Below are 17,126 nucleotides of genomic sequence, written 5' to 3'. Positions count from 1 at the left end.
AATTTCTCCTTATTTTTGACACTTAAAGAACCAGCGCGTTGGATTCTTTTCATTCATCACAGTTGAAAAATTAGTACCAACCTCAACCGATTTAAAGCCGGCTTGTGTCAGCATTTGTTTTAATAACGGCAATTCATAGGCCTGCTCATAATGTGTCTCACCTACTCGATCATAGCGGCCATCATCGCCCCTAGTGAAGAAGGCTAGTTCATGAATGGCCCCATGTTTGACATCATCATTTTTAAAACTCTGCCATAAAAAAGCCTGCTGATGATTATCATCTTCATAGTTATACATATAACCGGGATAAATATCATCAGTCTGGTGAGGCGTGATTACATCAAACAAAAATACCCCATCGTTTCTTAAGTGTTTAGCAATCTCACCAAATGTCTGTTGAACTGCTGAGGCATCGTCCAAGTAACAAAATGAATCTGCATAACAGGTTATCGCATCGTATTTAGGAAATGATTCCAAATTACGCATATCTGCCTGAACTAAATGTAAGTCTACGCCTGCCTCAGCTGCATGTTGGTCTGCTAAACTAAGCATTTCTGCTGAAAAGTCTGCAACAGTAATATCAAATCCACGTGCAGCAAGCATTACTCCTAACCGGCCGCTACCTCCGGCTAAATCCAATATACTAGTAGCTTGTGGGTGGAGATTATCAAGGGTAAATTTTTCCCAATTACGGTACATCTCTGGATCAAAAAGCTGGTCATATAATTGAGCAAAACTCTGATAAATCATTAATCGTTAACCCATGCGTCAATATTAACTAACGGTGCATCCGCCCATAGCTTTTCAAGATTATAAAATTGGCGCGTTTCTTCACGAAAGACATGAACCACAACATCGCCGAGGTCAACTAGAACCCATTGGGCGTGATTCTTACCTTCGACGCTGCCAATCTTCACATTTTCTTGGTGTGCTTTTTCGATAATTGCATTTGTAATCGCCTGTACTTGACGGTCAGAACCACCAGTCATAATAACAAAATAATCTGCCATTGGACTTATCTCGTCTACTTTAAGTGCAACGATATCTTCAGCACGACGACCATCTGCCGCTTTTACTACCATTTCTAATAATTGTTTACTATCCATTAATCGATTTCTCCTTCATATTGTGGAACCCATGCATTATACGTATCAATTGTCTTGGGATAAACAGGTTTATCATTTGCAATAAGATAGGCTAAAGTGTGCTTGGTTTGGTAAGCAACACCTGCTTGTAGATTTGCAGCAGTGATTATCCGAGCTTTATTTACACCCTCAAAATCACGTCCTGGCTCAATATAATCAGCCATATAAATAACCTGTTCCAGTTTCGTCATTACCGGTGCGCCAGTGGTGTGGTGACGAACAGCATTTAGGATATCCTCATCCCAAATGCCTAATTCATCTTTAATCAGCTCCGCACCAACAACCCCGTGCCAAATTGCATTGCCATAATCTAATAAAAGCGGATCCAGACCTTTTTTCTTAATTTCAGCAATGAAGTCACTATCAGGTCGCTGCTTAGCATAATCATGGCATAAACCCGCAATACTTGCTTTTTCAATATCAACGTTATTTTTACGTGCAAGATCAATTGCTGTTTGTTCAACCCTTAAGACATGACGGAAACGCTTATCTTTTAACGCTTTTTTCAACCGTCCGACAAGCTCATCCCGCGTCATCGGAATATAATTTTGCTGGTAAACTAATTCTTTACTCACGATATAACCCATGCTCCTCAATAAATTTGCTAACTGCATCCGGCACCATGTATTTAATTGACTGTCCTGATTGAATTCGCCTGCGGATATCAGTTGAGCTAAAATCAACAGTTGGTACATCAACCCAAATTACTGGGTATTTTGTCTCATTTTTTGCTCCTTGTCGATGGACACCAACAAAGTGGAAACGCGGTAAACGAATTAAATCATTGATTCGATACCACTTACCAAGATAATCAACCATATCCCCGCCAATGATAAAGTAATAGTCCACATCGGAGTGTTTATCCAGTAAGTATTTGATGGTGTCATAAGTATAGCTGATCCCACCGCGCTCTAGTTCTGCATCTTCAATCCCTAAGAAGGGGTTATCAGCAATTGCTAGCTCAAGCATTTGCAACCGTAGTTTAGGATTAATTGAATCTTTATGATCAACATGCGGTGGCTTAGCATCAGGCAGGAAATCAACCCGATCCAAACATAGGGCATGACCGACCTGATCAGCAAAGAACAGGTGGGCATTATGAATAGGGTTAAACGTCCCGCCATAAAGACCGATCCGTTTACGATGATTTACCTTTTTAGTTTGTGGTTGAGCCTGCGTTTGAACTTTATCTATTACACTACAGCTTTGCACAAAAAGTCACTCCCGCTTTACTTAAATTTCAGCAACCCGTGAAGATAACCCGTGAGCATCTTTATTTGCTGAAACCTTAAATAAGACTAAAACCCGACCGATAACTTGAACAACTTGAATATCAGTCTTTTCTTCAATCATCTGCCGTACCTCATCAGTTGTTACGTCAGAATTTTGTAAAATACTAACTTTAATTAATTCCCGACGATCAAGTGTACCATCTAATTGTGCAAGCCAATTATCAGTTAAGCCATCTTTACCAACTGAAAATAGCGGTTGGAGGTGGTTAGCTTGAGCGCGTAAAAATCGTTTTTGTTTTCCTCTTAATTGCATAACTCTTTCCTTTCAAATATCAACGTTAAACCATCGCCCGGCGAACTAATGCTCCGACACCCTTTGGCACCCATGCTGCAACGGTTGTATTTGCTGGAACCGTAATCCATCCCAAGCCTTCAAATACAACATCACTTTTTTCTGCAATATGAAATTCATAGCGTTCTAATGGCGGGAATGTATCCTTTTCATCACTTGTTGGCGGCGTTAATAAATCGCCTAAGTGCTTAGAATAGAAATTATCCGCATTACTTAATTTTGTCCGATGGATCGGTAAATTATTATCAAAATAAGCGACCATTCCTACTCTTTCACCACGAAGATAATCAAACCGTGCAACCCCGCCTAAGAACAAGGTCTGTTCATCATTTAACTGGTAAGTCTTGGGTTTGATTTCTTTTTGCGGTGCAACAATCTTGAGATCTTGTGGCGATAGTACATGAGCCATTTGTTCTTGGTGGATAATTCCAGGGGTGTCAACTAAAACGTGCCCATCATCTAATGGAATCTCAATCTTATCAAGTGTCGTTCCAGGGAAACGTGAAGTGGTTATTAGTTCCTTAACTCCTGTTCGTTGCTTAATAATTTGATTGATTAAGGTTGATTTACCGACATTTGTCACCCCGACAACGTATACGTCGCGATTCTGACGGTACTTCTCAATCACATCAAGCAAATGATCGATCTGATGATTCTTTTTTGCAGATACAAGAACAGTATTAATTGGGCGCAGTCCGGCCATGTTTGCCTGTTGACGAATCCAATCTTGAAGTTTGGGACGACGAAGAGAGCGTGGTAACAGATCTTCTTTATTGCCCACCAAAAGGACAGGGTTATCGCCCACAAAACGGTGTAATCCCGGAATTAAACTCCCATTAAAGTCAAAGACATCAACAACATATACAATTAGCGCATTAGCATCACGAATTTGGTTTAGCAAACGCAAAAAATCATCATCGGTCAATGATACAGGGGCAATCTCATTATAATGCCGAAGACGGAAACACCGCTGACAATAAAGCTCACCGGTTTCCTTTCCCTTTTCTAACGCCGATTTAGGTGCATAGCCTAAACCTGCTGGATCATCAGTCTGGATTACGCTTCCACAACCAATACAACGTAATTCTTCAGTTTGTTGTTCTTGCTCAGTCATTCAAATCCTCCTGCCATTTTAAATCTGGATACTTTTTCATCAATTCTTTCCAAACACGGCGTTCAAAGAACCGGTTGATTCGTGTATCCCATTTATCCGTATTTAGTAATGGCTGCACCAAAATACTACGAATGCCTGCTTGATTAGCTGCTGCAATATCCGTTAGTAGTTGGTCACCAACCATCACTACTTCTTTTTTCTCTAAACCAAGCTTTTTTCGTGCCCGTTCAATTCCAAAGCTTAGTGGTTTCAAGGAGCGGGAAACAAAAGGAAGGTCAAGATTATTAACCGCCTTAGCGACCCGCTCTTTACTATTATTAGAAATAACAATCAATAGAATGTTAGCTTCATGTAATGCATTCATCCATTCCTTTAATTCTGGCGTGCCATCAGGATTATTCCAAGCAATCAAGGTATTATCAAGATCGCTAAAAACAGCCCGAATACCCTGCTCTTTTAATTGTGCAGGGGAAACAGAATATATTGAATTTACCATCCATGTTGGTTTAAATATCTCTAACAATGTTGCACCTCATCAAAATTATTATTACAATCGGCAAGTCCGATTTAATGTTCTAGTATTTAATTATATCCTGTGCATTAGCAGGAAAGCAACTAATAAAAAAACCACTCATCATGCATACACATCATAAGTGGTTGAAGATTATTTAGGCTTAGTTAAGAGCTTTCTTAGCTTCGTCAACGAGTGCCTTAAATGCATCTGCATCGTTAACAGCTAAATCAGCTAACATCTTACGGTTAATGTCAATGTTAGCAAGCTTTAAACCGTGCATTAACTTGCTGTAACTAATGTCGTTCATACGTGCAGCAGCGTTAATCCGTGCAATCCAAAGTTCACGGAACTTACGCTTGTTGACCTTACGATCACGGAAAGCGTAAGTGTAACTCTTCATTACTTGATCCTTAGCAGTCTTGAAAAGACGGTGCTTTGAACCACGGTAACCCTTTGCTAACTTCATAATGCGCTTGCGACGTGCACGCGTAACAGTTCCACCTTTAACTCGCATGTTGAAATCCTCCTACGTATTTTAAATAGTTATTTTTGTGAAGTTTACTTAAATGGTAATAACTTCTTGTAACGCTTTACGTTGGTCTTGTCCATCATGCTCAAACCACGTAATTGACGACGTTGCTTCTTAGTCTTACCGTGGAAACGGTGACTGGTAAATGAGTTACCACTCTTGAATCCACCATTAGCTGTACGCTTAAAACGCTTTGCAGCAGCGCGGTTACTCTTCATCTTTGGCATAACTAATTCCTACCTTCTTAAATTAATTTTTTGCTTTATCAGCAGCTGGGGCAAGAGTTAAGAAAATACTCCGCCCTTCCATCTTCGGACGTTGGACAACAGTGGCAATGTCTGATGTTTCTTCAGCCATTCGTTCAATCATGTCACGACCGATATCCTTATGAGTGATAGCACGACCACGGAAACGTAATGAAATCCGTACCTTGTCACCCTTTTCAATGAACTTACGAACACGCTTTAATTTTACATTAAAGTCATTCGTATCAATTGATGGACTAAGGCGAATTTCCTTAACCGTTATCGTCTTTTGCTTCTTACGAGCTTCACGCTCTTTCTTTTGCATCTCGAAACGGTACTTCCCGTAATCCATAATGCGGGCAACAGCTGGGCGTGCCTTAGGTGCAACTAATACTAGGTCTAAATTAGCCTCTTCAGCTAATTGTAGTGCTTCACGCTTAGACTTAATGCCTAATTGTTCACCGTTTTGACCGATTAACCGCACTTCACGTGCACGAATACCGTTATTGACAATCATATCTTGTGCTATGGCAACGCACCTCCAATTTTTTTAGCGAAAGATCAAGCAAAAAAGCGAGACACAAGAGTGCCCCGCTTCATAATAACAACCATTTTGGTCGATCATCATTCATCTCGTCAGCCCGGCGATCATTACCACCTAGGCGAGAAGCGGGTGCTTCTGCTTTTTCTTTCAACGTTTACTAGCTTACTAAATTAGTACTTTAATGTCAAGAAGTTTATCCCTTGTCACGCAAATTTTTGCCTTCCATCTCGATTTCACGTGATAAGAATTTAACCCGCTCCATTATTCGTGCAGCCTTCAATGGTTCATTATCTCCCTGTGCATTTACAGCAAGGTGATTATTTTGCAGTTCTTCCATGGAAAAATTAGAACTAAAGAAAGTCGGCAGCTCCTCTTGCATTCGATATTCTAAGATAACTCCTAAAACATCATCCCTAATCCAAGTCGACATTGCACCGGCCCCAATATCATCCAGCATTAGAATCGGGGCACGTTTAATTGCGTCAAGTTTCTGGCCCGTACTATTTTGTTTAATCGAATTGCGCATCTCAACTGCAAAGCTCGGAAAATGAACCATTGTAGTAGCAACTTCCTTATTCTTTGCTAATTCATTTGCAATTGCTCCTAATAGGTAGGTCTTCCCAACGCCAAACTGACCATAAAGGTAAAGTCCCGGCTGAAATTGATCCTTTTTATAATTATCTGTAAAGTCCATTGCAGCCTGAATTGCCTTTGTTCGCGTATCAGTTTGCATATCATCATTTAAATAGTAATCATCATATGAAGCATTTTTGATGAATTTCGGCATATTAATTGAATTAACTAATCGCTGAATATGTTGTTGCCGTTGTCGTTCTATCAGTTGTTTTGTCGGGACATAAGTTACATCAATTTGCCCAGCACTAATTATTAACTGGGGCGAATAACCGGGGGCAACAGTTGGCACGCCTTTTTCAATTAATTGTTTTTCGTGGAAATATTCATAAAGCTTTGATTGACCTCGTTTAATCGCTTCTTTACTAAGGCGGTCACGATTTTCATTTAAAAACGCGCGCACATCTTTATCAGAATAAACTTGTTTCATTGTTTGTTGAATATTATTTGTAATATTTTGACCCCGCATTAACTCTTGAAGCGTTTTGTTTAATGATTGCATTGCTGCCACCTCCTTTAATTATTTCTTTTTTCGATTGGCAATCCGCTCACGGAGCTTAGCAACTTCTTGTGATGAAGCTTTTTTCATCAACTCGCTTTTATCCTTTTTACTCCACTCCGGCATTGGTTCCTTGATTGCTTTTCGCCAATTATTTCTGTGGGGCTTTTTGGCTTCTTTTTTCTTTTCTTGTGCCTGCTTGTTAAAGTTTTTTAACTGGAGCAATGCTTGCTGCCCAGTCGATACCCCGTTTTGCAGCCAATTATTTGCAATCGTATCGACAAAGTTAGCAGTTAATGTCGAATGACCCCGATCACCAATAACGTACCAGGTCAAAATATTAATTGCTTCTTTTGTCAATTTTTCCTGCTCCACTAATCCTGTAAGAATATGACGCTCTCCAGATGTTACATAGCCGCCAGTTTGTGCTTTTAAATCCTGTAAGAATTCAACCGGTGAATAATCAGCAGCGGTCTTTAATAACTGCCGGTCTCTACTTGTCAACCCGTCATTGGCAACAGGCGATTTCTGTTCAGCTACCTTGCTTGGCTGGGTATATATTACATTATACGTTGAAGCGACAATTTGCTTAAATTTTTGGGGATTAAAATGATTAGTCTGCAAATCGATTGAACGCAACACCAACTTTTTCATTGTTGGTTCATCAATGCCGTAAAGCTGGTGTTCTAGCAAGATCAGTTCATGACTATTTTCTAAATCACTGCTTACAATCGGCTGGTTAGCCAGCAAGTGCAATAATGTACTCCAATTAAAGTCAGTTTTCATTCCCGCTGTTAGTGAGGGCTGTTTTTCAATTGGGGACTGCTTTCGCGCATCGGTAATTGCTTTCGGGGTGGCCGTAATCGACTGCGAATTAATATGAAACTCCTCAAAAAAGCGGTGGCTAATATTTGTCAAATTTACATTTGAAGAAGCAAGCTTATATTGACGACTTTGCTCAATCAAGTGGTTAAATGCCGTCTCGCCGATCTCTTCTAACAATAAAATACTTAATAAATTATCAGTAAGGAATTTTTCCGGGGTAAGCGTAGGCTGTAGTTCATAAACGTAGACATCCCCAACCTCATCGCTTTGAAAGTAAGTTTGGACTAAGCCAACCGCCTCTAAACGATGAAGAGCCTCTATCACCTGCTGTCCGCCGGCATTAATATGGGCTAATAACTCACTTTGCATTGTGCGGTTAGAAATTGTCGGCTTAGGGATTAAGCGTGCCCTAAACGTATAAAAAAGACTAAAAGCGACCGGCCCGAGAATTGGCTGGTAAAATGTTGCAAATGTCTGATCGTTAAAATTAACGAATGCCGTACTTGCAGTAACTATATAACCTGCCTGCGGGTCAAAAGTCGTTGCAGTCATCTTACAGCCTCCTTAATCGTTTTTATGCTCGGACTTTACCATTGTTTCAAGTTCGTTCATGAAGGCATCTACATCCTTAAATTGCCGGTACACACTAGCAAAGCGAATGTATGCAATCTCATCAACGTTTTTTAATTCATTCATTACAAATTTACCAATAATTTGACTTGAGACTTCACTTTCACCAATACTGCGAACCTGTTTTTCAACTTTATCCGTAATCTTGGTCAAACGTTCCATACTAACGGGTCTCTTTTCCGCCGATCGAACAATCCCGTTAAGAATCTTTTGCCGACTAAATTCCTGCCGTGTCCCATCTTTTTTAATTACTAGCAGCGGCGTTTCCTCGTACCGTTCAAAGGTTGTAAAACGAAAGCCACAATGAACACACTCACGACGGCGGCGAATAAAGCTCCCGTCTTCACTTGGCCGACTGTCAACTACCCGTGATCCATTTTTGTGACAATGTGGACAGCGCAATGCGTCCCCCTCCTTTTTAGTATAAGTACTTTATTTTATCATATTTTACTCTGCTTTAAGTTGTTTTATTAGGGATGCGACCTGTTTTTGCAGTTCAACCTGGTTACCATTATTATTAATCTTAAAATCGGCTTGTTCTATTTTATCCGCTAATGGAAACTGAGCGGCAATGCGGGCACGAGCAGCCTGTTCAGAACAGTGGTCACGGGCCATCAAACGTTTTAACTGTGTCTGCTGATCAGTATAAACAACCACTACATAATCACAATCTTCATCATAGTGCTGCTCAAATAGTAAAGGAACATCCAACACAACTAATGGTAATCCTTGCTTCTTAAGAGCAGTCGCACGGGCAAAAATTTTATCATGAATCAACGGCTGTAGTAAGTCATCTAATTTTTTTAATGTCTCTTTATTATTAAAAACAATTTTAGCAAGAGCGGGACGATTTAATTCACCCGTCGCCAATAATACTTGCGGACCAAAGACTTTCACAATCCTCGTTAACCCGACCGAATCAGGCGTTTGTACTTGGCGGGCTACTTCATCAGCATCAATCACCGGGATTCCGGCTTGACGCAAAATATTGCTTACTGTTGTCTTTCCCGTCGCAATTCCACCAGTTAAGCCTATTATTTTTGTCATGTTCCTATTCCTTTAAAGCTTGGCAATGTGGGCAAAATGTCGTGCCCCGTTCCGCAACTTTAATCTTAACCATTTTAGTTCCACAGCGCGGGCACTTATCTCCTGCATGACCATATGCATTTAACCGTTCCTGAAAAGCCCCAGCGTCACCAAACGCATTTGTAAAACTATGAACCGTGGTTCCTTTAAACTTAATTGCCGTTGCCAGTTCCTTAATAATATTCTTGCGAAGTTCAGATATTTGCTGGTCGGTGAGCGTGTTAGCAGGTTGTTCAGGATTTATTTTTGACATCCATAAAACCTCATCAACGTAGATATTACCCAAGCCGGCAACATGTCGCTGATTTAGCAAAAAAGGTTTTATTTTACCACGGCTTTTTCTTAACTCCGCAGTAAAGAACGCCAAAGTAAAACTATCATTAGTTGGTTCAGGACCAATTGTTTTCAAGCCGCCGACATTCATTTCGTCGCCAGTTTTAACAAGGGTCATCCGACCAAATTTACGGGTATCCTGATAACATAATTCCGTCCCGTCCGTAAATTGAAAGACGACATGGGTATGCTTGTCAATGGGTCCGCCGATTGGTTGATTATAGTACTTCCCTTCCATTCGCAAATGAGAAACCATTGTCAGATTATTAGTAAAACGGAAAAGAAGGTACTTACCGCGACGATCGACCCGTTCAATTGTTTGGCCAATCAAGGCTTGACGGAATGTTTCAACGTCATTAGTAATTGTTTTGCCATAATAAATGTCAATTGCATTAATTTTTCGTCCAGCAGCAATCTTCATTAGCCCGCGACGAACTGTTTCAACTTCTGGTAATTCAGGCATCTAATCCCTCCTAACTATTTTTTTAGGTCATACCAGGTATCACCATACTTGCTGTCGACTTTAAGCGGAACATCTAATTTAACTGCGGAATCCATTACTTTCGGCACTAATTCTGATAATACCGGTATTTCTTCTTTAGGAGCTTCAAATACTAATTCATCGTGGATTTGCAAAAGCATTTTAGCCTGCAAATGCCGTTTTTCAAGTTCATCTTGCATCCGAATCATCGCAATTTTAATAATGTCGGCAGCACTTCCTTGGATTGGCGTATTCATTGCTGTCCGCTCCGCAAATGACCGTTTACTAAAGCTTTTAGCATGGATATCAGGTAAGTAGCGGCGACGATGAGTAATTGTCTCAACATAACCATTTTCCTTAGCAAACGCAATCGTATCATTGATATATTTCTTTACTCCAGGGAACTCATGGAAGTAATTTTGGATAAATTCATGAGCTTCCGCACGGCTGACGTGTATTCGCTGAGCCAGCCCATAATCGCTAATCCCATAAACAATTCCAAAGTTAACTGCTTTAGCCCGCCGTCGCATATTACGGTCAATTTCTGCATCAGGGGCTAAATGAAAGATTCGCCGTGCCGTACTTGCGTGAATATCCTCCCCATTTTTAAAATCCTCTTGAAGGTTCTTGTCTCCAGTAATATGAGCAAGAACCCGCAATTCAACTTGGGAATAATCCGAAGAGAAGATCTGCCATCCTTCATGACTAGGAACAAAGGCTTTTCTAATCAACCGTCCTTCAGGCAAACGGACAGGAATGTTCTGTAAGTTTGGATCAACAGAAGATAGCCGCCCCGTTTGTGTTAGTGTCTGCAGGTAACGTGTGTGGATCTTTTGATCATTTGAATGGATAACCTTTAATAAACCAGTAATATACGTCGATTGAAGTTTAGCGATTTGCCGGTATTCTAAAATTTGTTCAACGATCGGGGACTTGTCTGCTAACTTTTCTAGTACGTCCACGGCAGTCGAATATCCGGTTTTAGTCTTTTTGATTACTGGCAGTTTTAATTTTTCAAAAAGAATATGTCCTAACTGCTTAGTCGAATTAATATTAAACTCTTCGCCTGCCTCTTGATAGATTTGGCTTTCAATTTCAGCGAGCCGTTCTGTCAATTTACTCCCCATATTCTTTAGGGTTTGCGCATCGACATGGACTCCGGTAATCTCCATTTTCGCAAGAACCCGAGCTAACGGCAATTCAATATCGGTATATAAGGGCGTTTGTTTATTTTCATCTAATTTGGCAAACAGATCTTTTCGTAAATGTGCGATCGCGCGTGCCTTGGTAGCAAGATGACTAAAGAAGACCTCATCATCATCGGGAACTGCTCGTTTTGCTCCCTTACCATAAACTTCTTCATCGGTTCGAACATCATCATAATCATGTTCTTGAGCAACCTGTCCAAGGTCGTTGCTGTTGTCATTCGTATTTAATAAGTAAGAAGCTAAAAGCAAGTCAAAATTAATATCTTCTAACGAAATCCCAAGGCGATGAAGGCCAACGATTTGTGCTTTAGCATTGAAGACGTTTTTCTTAATACCGGTATTCTCTAACAGGTCTTTAAGGGGCGCCTCCTTGAGTAATTCCACATCACGACTAGTAAACCAGCATTCGTCATTACCGATTACAAAACCAGCAAATGGCGAAGTATGATAATTTGCTTCCGGCATTTCAAGGTAAAAGCTCACTTCGCCCTTTAATTGTGCCAACTTAGCTAAATTATCCTTAGTTAAAACCGTGTAGCTAATTGGTGCAATCGTAGCTTCATCTTCATCCCCTACATGGTCTGGATCCATCTTTTTTAAGAATGATTTAAAGCCCATTTCCTTATAGAACTTAACCAATTCATCATTTTGCGGACCTTCGTAACTTAAGTCAGCTAAACTAATCTTAATCGGCGCATCACGAAGAATTGTTGCTAACGTCTTGCATTGACGCGCAATCTCTTCGTCCTCAATCAAGTGCTCCTTCATTTTGCTCTTTTTTAGTTCATCAATATGATCATAAAGTTCTTCTACTGAACCAAATTGTTTTACCAGCTTGATTGCTGTCTTTTCACCAATTTTAGTTACTCCAGGATAATTATCTGATGAATCACCCATCAACGCCTTCATATCAATAATCTGGCGAGGGGTAATCCCCAGTTTTTCTTCAACGTGTGCTGGAGTGTAGTGTTCAGTGTCAGTGACACCTTTATGTGTAACTGCGACAGTTGTATTTTCACTTGCCAATTGAGTCAGGTCACGATCACCGGTTACAATCAATGTCTTGTAGCCAGCATCATCAGCCTGCTTAGCCAAGGTTCCAATAATATCATCAGCTTCGTAATTAGCCAAATCGTAACTATGTAATCCAGAATCTTTTATTAGTTCCCGAACATAAGGGATTTGTTCTGTTAATTCATTAGGTGTTTTGTTGCGTCCACCCTTATAATCATCATACATTTTTGTCCGAAATGTTACCTTGCCAGCATCAAAGGCTACTAAGGCAGCATCCGGCTTAAAATTTTGCAATACATGGTCAAGCATTAACTTAAAACCATAGATAGCCGCTGTATGTAATCCATCCTTATTGGTGAATTTATCCATTTGATTATGCATGGCAAAAAATGCCCGGAAGACAATGCTATTTCCGTCAATTAACAATAACTGTTTTGTCATTTAATTCCCGCCCTTCTATCGCTAATAATAATTGTACCAAAGAATATAGCAATGGTTTAGCTTCTTGACTAAAGATTTAAGCTATAATTATACTGAAAACCATTACATGTGAGATGAAATTCATGGATAAACTCATAAATTATCACAAACCGGCAGAAGCACGCCTCTTCGCCCTCCTCCTTACCTTCAGCGGCGGTTTTATCGACGCTTTTACATATATTAAATGCGGACGAACAATGGCCGCAGCACAAACTGGGAACATCATTTTTCTCAGCGCTGCACTAGCTAATCATAACTTTCTCGGGGTTGTTGATCGGCTCGGCTCGCTAATCGCCTTTATTATCGGATTAGCAATGGTCAGTATTCTTCACGCCCGCTTAAGAACCGATTATTGGCGAGTGGTTTGCCTATTGCCAATTCTATTAGTCGGTGCAATCATTGGCTTTCTTCCCGATACTTTTCCTGATTACCTAATGGTGCCTGCCGTTTCATTTGGATTAGCAATGCAAAGTGCCGCTTTCAGTAAAATCGAGGGGCTTGGTTACAATAGTGTCTTTACCAGCGGCAGCGTCAAAAAAGCAGCCGTGGCGTGGAGTGAATATTATTTTCATCACGATTATTCCCAACGTAAGGCTGCACTTAGTTATCTAACAATTGTCATTTGTTTTTCTCTTGGTGCAATTATCTCAGCACAATTACTTCCTTTCTTCCGAATGAAAACCATCTGGATTGCTACTTTCTTAATCCTCGTAACTGATAGTTCTTATTATTTAACCAAAAAGAAAAAAGCTAATAAAAATAACCGTCAAAAAAAGGAAAGCTGAATCATCAGCTTTCCTTTTTATTAATTTCGATCACTCATTCCAAAAATCTGGAGAAGTGAGATAAAGAGGTTTACAAAGTCTAGGTACAATTGAAGCGCACCAAGAACGGCTAGACCAGTAGTTGATACCTCGCCGCCATAATTGACGTAAATCTGCTTCATCTTTTGTGCATCCCATGCAGTCAAAACCGTAAAGATAATAACGGCAATGAAGGAGAAGATGTAAGCAATGGCCGGACTTTGTAAGAACATATTAATAAGGTAAGCAATCATCAAAGCAACTAATGCTGCCATCGCATGAGCACCAAATTTGCTTAAGTCACGCTTAGTAACAGTACCGTACAGTGCCATCGTAACAAAAACGGCCGCGGATGATACAAAGGCTGATGCAATACTTGCTCCTGAATAAACACCAGCAATAATCGCAAATTCAACACCGTAGATTACTGCTGTCAGCATCAGCATGATAAAAGCGCCAACCGGGTTCCGCGTTGCACTAAAGCTTACCCCCATCGATAAGACAATTGGCAATAACAGGATTACCCAAACCATTCCCGGATGGGCACCAAAGAAACCAAAAACGGCGCTACGGAAAACTCCCATGGTCAAGTATGCACTAAATGCTGAAACAAGAACAGCTAAAGTCATGTTCCCATACATTCGGGTCAAAAAGCTGTTTAAGCCAGCAGAATCGGTAACAACTCGCCGCCCTGGCTCTTGAGAAAAGTTGTTCATCAATACTCCCTCTTTCTGTCTAATTTGACTTTATTTGACTATTATAAAAATGGTAGCAAATGCCACCATTTCATTCAAGCAAATCTTTTACTATTTTAACAATTCTTTGTACTTTTCTTCGTACTTTTCAATGTCACCGGCACCCATAAAGACAACCACAGCGTTATGGTATTGCAAAAGCTTGTCTACCGTATCCATGTCAATGCCTTCACTGCCATCAATCCGTTTTTCTAAGTCGGCACTAGAAATGTTACCTGCATTTTCTCGAATTGAGCCAAAGATTGGGGTAACAAACGTCTTATCGGCTCGGCTAAGCGATTCAGCAAAGCCATCAATATAAGCAGCAAGCCGTGAATATGTATGTGGTTGGAAAACAGCGATAACTTGACGGTCAGGGTACTTTTGACGAGCAGCATCAATCGTTGCCTTAATCTCACTTGGATGGTGAGCATAATCATCAATGATTGTTGTATCGGCAATATCAGTTTCACTGAAACGCCGCTTTACCCCGCTAAAGTTTCCTAATTCTTGGCGGATCTTATCCATATCCATGTGTTCCATGTACGCAACAGCAAGGACAGCCAAACTATTTAATACACTATGCTCACCGTATAAATGAATGGTAAAAGTTCCAAGTTTCTGATCGCGGAAATAAGCATCATAAGTCGATCCTTCTGGTGTCCGCTGAATATTTTCTGCACGGAAGTCATCATCAGGATTAGTTCCATAATAGTAAACTGGAACATCAACGTTCAAGTTCCGCAGACTAGGGTCGTCTCCCCAAGCAAATATTGCCCGCTGGACTTGTTTACCATAAGTTTCAAATGAATCACGGACATCTGCCAAATCGTTAAAGTAATCTGGATGATCAAAGTCCACATTGGTCATAATTGCATAATCTGGGTGGTAAGCAAGGAAGTGGTCGCGGTATTCATCGGCTTCAAAAACAAAGAAGCGAGCGTCAGCATTTCCTTTACCAACACCATCACCGATCAAGTAGCTTGTTGGTTCAACCGCAGCTAAAACATGTGACAATAGTGCAGTCGTGCTGGTTTTACCATGAGCCCCGGCAATCCCGATACTGGTATGGTTTTTTACCTCATTTTCAACGGCCTCAGGGTAGCTTAAAATCTCAAGGCCTAATTCATGTGCACGTTTAATCTCCGGGTGATCATCATCAAAGGCATTCCCCTGAATCACAATCATCCCTGGTTTTAAATTGGCTGGATCAAATGGCAAAATCTTAATTCCCGCCGCTAATAATGGCGCTTGTGTAAATGTTTCTTTTTCAATATCTGAACCTAGTACTTGGTGTCCTTTGTCATGAAGGATACGTGCTAAAGAGGCCATCCCGGTCCCTTTAATACCAACAAAGTAATATGTCTTTTGTTCCATCAATCCAATTCCTTTCAACAATTCAATTTAAAATAAATGCGAGGGGTCGGTCAGTACCATTGAGTATATGTGACCCATCCCTCACTAAATAATAAAGCATTATAAAATTTTGGCAATAGTAATCAGGTGTTTTTATTAGTTTTCTGGGAAGAAAGTATCTGCCTTAGCAAAATCAACTGGTTCGCCAATCTCTTGCCAATCATCTGGAATAATAAACAAGCCCTTTTCATCTGGGGCATTCTTAATCCGTAGTTCGCGGAAACCACAAAGCATTCCGTCACTATCAACACCCATTAATTGACCCGGCCAAATGATCTTTCCATCTGGCATCATTGCCCCTGGGCGAGCAACAACGACCTTAATGCCTTCTGCTACATTAGGAGAACCGCACACGATCTGAACAGTTTTATCGTCAGCAATCCGTGTCTGGGTCACTTTTAAGTGGTCAGACTTAGGATGGTCAGTAATCTTTTCTACATAACCAACTACAAACTTAGGATCTTCATCGGCAGTTAAGAGCTTATCGAACCCAGCTTCCTTAAGTTTTTTGTTTAATTTTTCAACTTGAGCGGCATCTAAAAACACCTGTCCATTTTCGCTTGTTAATTCTGGTAAGATCTTGCTAGCGTTCATAAAGTTATAGCCTAGTAATTCACCATCTTTTTCAGCAGTGATCTGAGCTACATCATCAGCAATCTTAGTAATTTGGTCATCCGCATCAGGAGCGGTGATAACGACTAAAATGTCACCTAATTCATTGGGATTGTAACTTGAAATTAACATCAAATATTCCTCTCTCTAATATAATCTACCATTTTATATTATTACACAAAAAGAAGGCTATGAAAATCTAATTTAAAGCTAATAAAGGAGGCTGAGTAAACCAGTCCCTTTATCAAAAATTTTCACAGCCCTATTATTTTACAAACTTCTTAAAAAATCTTCAACTTGTTGCTTAGTTTTCCGATCCTTATTGACAAAACGACCAATTTCTTTACCATTATCATATACAATGAAACTTGGAATGCCAAATACATTCAATTCAGCGGCAAGGTCGATATTTTCATCACGGTCAACCTCATAGAAAGTATAATCAGCGAAGTCCTGTTCAATCTCAGGCATTGCAGGCTTTATGAAACGGCAATCCGGGCACCAATCAGCTGTAAAAAACAGGACGACCCGACCATTGCCGATAGTTGCAATTAATTGATCTTCTTTTAATTGTGGTAATCTTTCCATAATTCTCATCCCTATATCATTTTAGCAATATTATACCATGTTCCTTATCTATTGTAAGTAGTTTGCTCATCAAGATTAGATATTTGGCTTTTAAGAATCAAAAATGATA

Annotated in this window: 21 protein-coding genes and 1 other annotated feature; of the genes, 1 reads left to right on the top strand and 20 read right to left on the bottom strand. The window is 40.2% G+C overall.

Going from position 1 to position 17,126, the window contains the following annotated elements; all coding sequences use genetic code 11:
- Positions 1–9: 9 nt before the first annotated feature.
- The 16 genes from H5S41_RS01580 to polA form a co-directional block, all read right to left on the bottom strand.
- Positions 10–750 (bottom strand): class I SAM-dependent DNA methyltransferase, encoded by a 741-nt coding sequence (locus tag H5S41_RS01580; protein ID WP_182601860.1) that lies wholly within the window; start codon positions 748–750, stop codon positions 10–12.
- A complete protein-coding gene (rsfS, locus tag H5S41_RS01575) occupies positions 750–1,106 on the bottom strand; it encodes a ribosome silencing factor (protein ID WP_182598762.1) in 357 nt (118 codons plus the stop codon). Before rsfS ends, H5S41_RS01580 begins: the two co-directional genes overlap by 1 nt.
- Positions 1,106–1,720 (bottom strand): bis(5'-nucleosyl)-tetraphosphatase (symmetrical) YqeK, encoded by a 615-nt coding sequence (gene yqeK / locus H5S41_RS01570; RefSeq protein ID WP_182601858.1) that lies wholly within the window; start codon positions 1,718–1,720, stop codon positions 1,106–1,108. Before yqeK ends, rsfS begins: the two co-directional genes overlap by 1 nt.
- A complete protein-coding gene (locus H5S41_RS01565) occupies positions 1,713–2,357 on the bottom strand; it encodes a nicotinate-nucleotide adenylyltransferase (protein ID WP_182601856.1) in 645 nt (214 codons plus the stop codon). The genes yqeK and H5S41_RS01565 overlap by 8 nt, the downstream gene beginning before the upstream one ends.
- Before the next feature lie 21 nt (positions 2,358–2,378).
- On the bottom strand, positions 2,379–2,690 hold the full coding sequence (yhbY, locus tag H5S41_RS01560; RefSeq protein ID WP_182601854.1) for a ribosome assembly RNA-binding protein YhbY: 312 nt from the start codon (positions 2,688–2,690) through the stop codon (positions 2,379–2,381).
- Between the two features lie 25 nt (positions 2,691–2,715).
- A complete protein-coding gene (gene yqeH / locus H5S41_RS01555) occupies positions 2,716–3,843 on the bottom strand; it encodes a ribosome biogenesis GTPase YqeH (RefSeq protein ID WP_182601852.1) in 1,128 nt (375 codons plus the stop codon).
- The gene (locus tag H5S41_RS01550) at positions 3,836–4,366 is read right to left on the bottom strand and encodes a YqeG family HAD IIIA-type phosphatase (RefSeq protein WP_182601850.1); all 531 of its coding nucleotides are present in this window, start codon (positions 4,364–4,366) and stop codon (positions 3,836–3,838) included. The genes yqeH and H5S41_RS01550 overlap by 8 nt, the downstream gene beginning before the upstream one ends.
- Positions 4,367–4,517: 151 nt before the next feature.
- The gene (rplT, locus tag H5S41_RS01545; RefSeq protein ID WP_076459319.1) at positions 4,518–4,871 is read right to left on the bottom strand and encodes a 50S ribosomal protein L20; all 354 of its coding nucleotides are present in this window, start codon (positions 4,869–4,871) and stop codon (positions 4,518–4,520) included.
- A 44-nt stretch (positions 4,872–4,915) separates the two neighbouring features.
- Complete coding sequence (gene rpmI / locus H5S41_RS01540; RefSeq protein ID WP_003664106.1) at positions 4,916–5,113, bottom strand: 50S ribosomal protein L35; 198 nt, start codon at positions 5,111–5,113, stop codon at positions 4,916–4,918.
- A gap of 22 nt (positions 5,114–5,135) precedes the next feature.
- Positions 5,136–5,648 carry a translation initiation factor IF-3 gene (infC, locus tag H5S41_RS01535; protein ID WP_003668486.1) on the bottom strand — a complete coding sequence of 171 codons (513 nt, stop codon included), beginning with the start codon at positions 5,646–5,648 and terminating at the stop codon, positions 5,136–5,138.
- A 42-nt stretch (positions 5,649–5,690) separates the two neighbouring features.
- Positions 5,691–5,822: a sequence feature (ribosomal protein L20 leader region), on the bottom strand.
- A gap of 46 nt (positions 5,823–5,868) precedes the next feature.
- Complete coding sequence (gene dnaI, locus H5S41_RS01530) at positions 5,869–6,810, bottom strand: primosomal protein DnaI (protein WP_182601848.1); 942 nt, start codon at positions 6,808–6,810, stop codon at positions 5,869–5,871.
- Positions 6,811–6,828: 18 nt separating this feature from the next.
- A complete protein-coding gene (locus H5S41_RS01525; RefSeq protein ID WP_182601846.1) occupies positions 6,829–8,184 on the bottom strand; it encodes a replication initiation and membrane attachment family protein in 1,356 nt (451 codons plus the stop codon).
- A gap of 12 nt (positions 8,185–8,196) precedes the next feature.
- The gene (nrdR, locus tag H5S41_RS01520) at positions 8,197–8,664 is read right to left on the bottom strand and encodes a transcriptional regulator NrdR (RefSeq protein WP_153710347.1); all 468 of its coding nucleotides are present in this window, start codon (positions 8,662–8,664) and stop codon (positions 8,197–8,199) included.
- Positions 8,665–8,709: 45 nt separating this feature from the next.
- Entirely contained in the window at positions 8,710–9,309 is a 600-nt protein-coding gene (gene coaE, locus H5S41_RS01515; RefSeq protein ID WP_182601844.1) for a dephospho-CoA kinase, read from the bottom strand.
- A 4-nt stretch (positions 9,310–9,313) separates the two neighbouring features.
- Positions 9,314–10,144, bottom strand: coding sequence for a bifunctional DNA-formamidopyrimidine glycosylase/DNA-(apurinic or apyrimidinic site) lyase (mutM, locus tag H5S41_RS01510; protein WP_182601842.1), 831 nt, complete (start codon positions 10,142–10,144; stop codon positions 9,314–9,316).
- A 14-nt stretch (positions 10,145–10,158) separates the two neighbouring features.
- Entirely contained in the window at positions 10,159–12,825 is a 2,667-nt protein-coding gene (gene polA, locus H5S41_RS01505) for a DNA polymerase I (protein ID WP_182601840.1), read from the bottom strand.
- A 122-nt stretch (positions 12,826–12,947) separates the two neighbouring features.
- Between polA and H5S41_RS01500 the strand changes: the two genes are divergently transcribed.
- Positions 12,948–13,649: a YoaK family protein gene (locus H5S41_RS01500; RefSeq protein WP_182601839.1), complete on the top strand. Its 702-nt coding sequence runs from the start codon at positions 12,948–12,950 to the stop codon at positions 13,647–13,649.
- A 20-nt stretch (positions 13,650–13,669) separates the two neighbouring features.
- Here H5S41_RS01500 and H5S41_RS01495 read toward each other — a convergent pair whose 3' ends face one another.
- The 4 genes from H5S41_RS01495 to H5S41_RS01480 form a co-directional block, all read right to left on the bottom strand.
- A complete protein-coding gene (locus tag H5S41_RS01495) occupies positions 13,670–14,383 on the bottom strand; it encodes a Bax inhibitor-1/YccA family protein (RefSeq protein ID WP_182598773.1) in 714 nt (237 codons plus the stop codon).
- Between the two features lie 90 nt (positions 14,384–14,473).
- Positions 14,474–15,778, bottom strand: a complete 1,305-nt coding sequence (murC, locus tag H5S41_RS01490) for a UDP-N-acetylmuramate--L-alanine ligase (protein ID WP_182601837.1) — start codon at positions 15,776–15,778, stop codon at positions 14,474–14,476.
- Between the two features lie 135 nt (positions 15,779–15,913).
- The gene (gene ytpR / locus H5S41_RS01485) at positions 15,914–16,561 is read right to left on the bottom strand and encodes a YtpR family tRNA-binding protein (protein WP_182601835.1); all 648 of its coding nucleotides are present in this window, start codon (positions 16,559–16,561) and stop codon (positions 15,914–15,916) included.
- A 138-nt stretch (positions 16,562–16,699) separates the two neighbouring features.
- Positions 16,700–17,017 (bottom strand): thioredoxin family protein, encoded by a 318-nt coding sequence (locus H5S41_RS01480; protein ID WP_182598776.1) that lies wholly within the window; start codon positions 17,015–17,017, stop codon positions 16,700–16,702.
- Positions 17,018–17,126 lie beyond the last annotated feature (109 nt).

The organism is Limosilactobacillus albertensis (assembly GCF_014145555.1).
In the GTDB taxonomy this organism is placed as follows: domain Bacteria; phylum Bacillota; class Bacilli; order Lactobacillales; family Lactobacillaceae; genus Limosilactobacillus; species Limosilactobacillus albertensis.
This window is presented reverse-complemented; position numbering and strand designations above follow the sequence as displayed.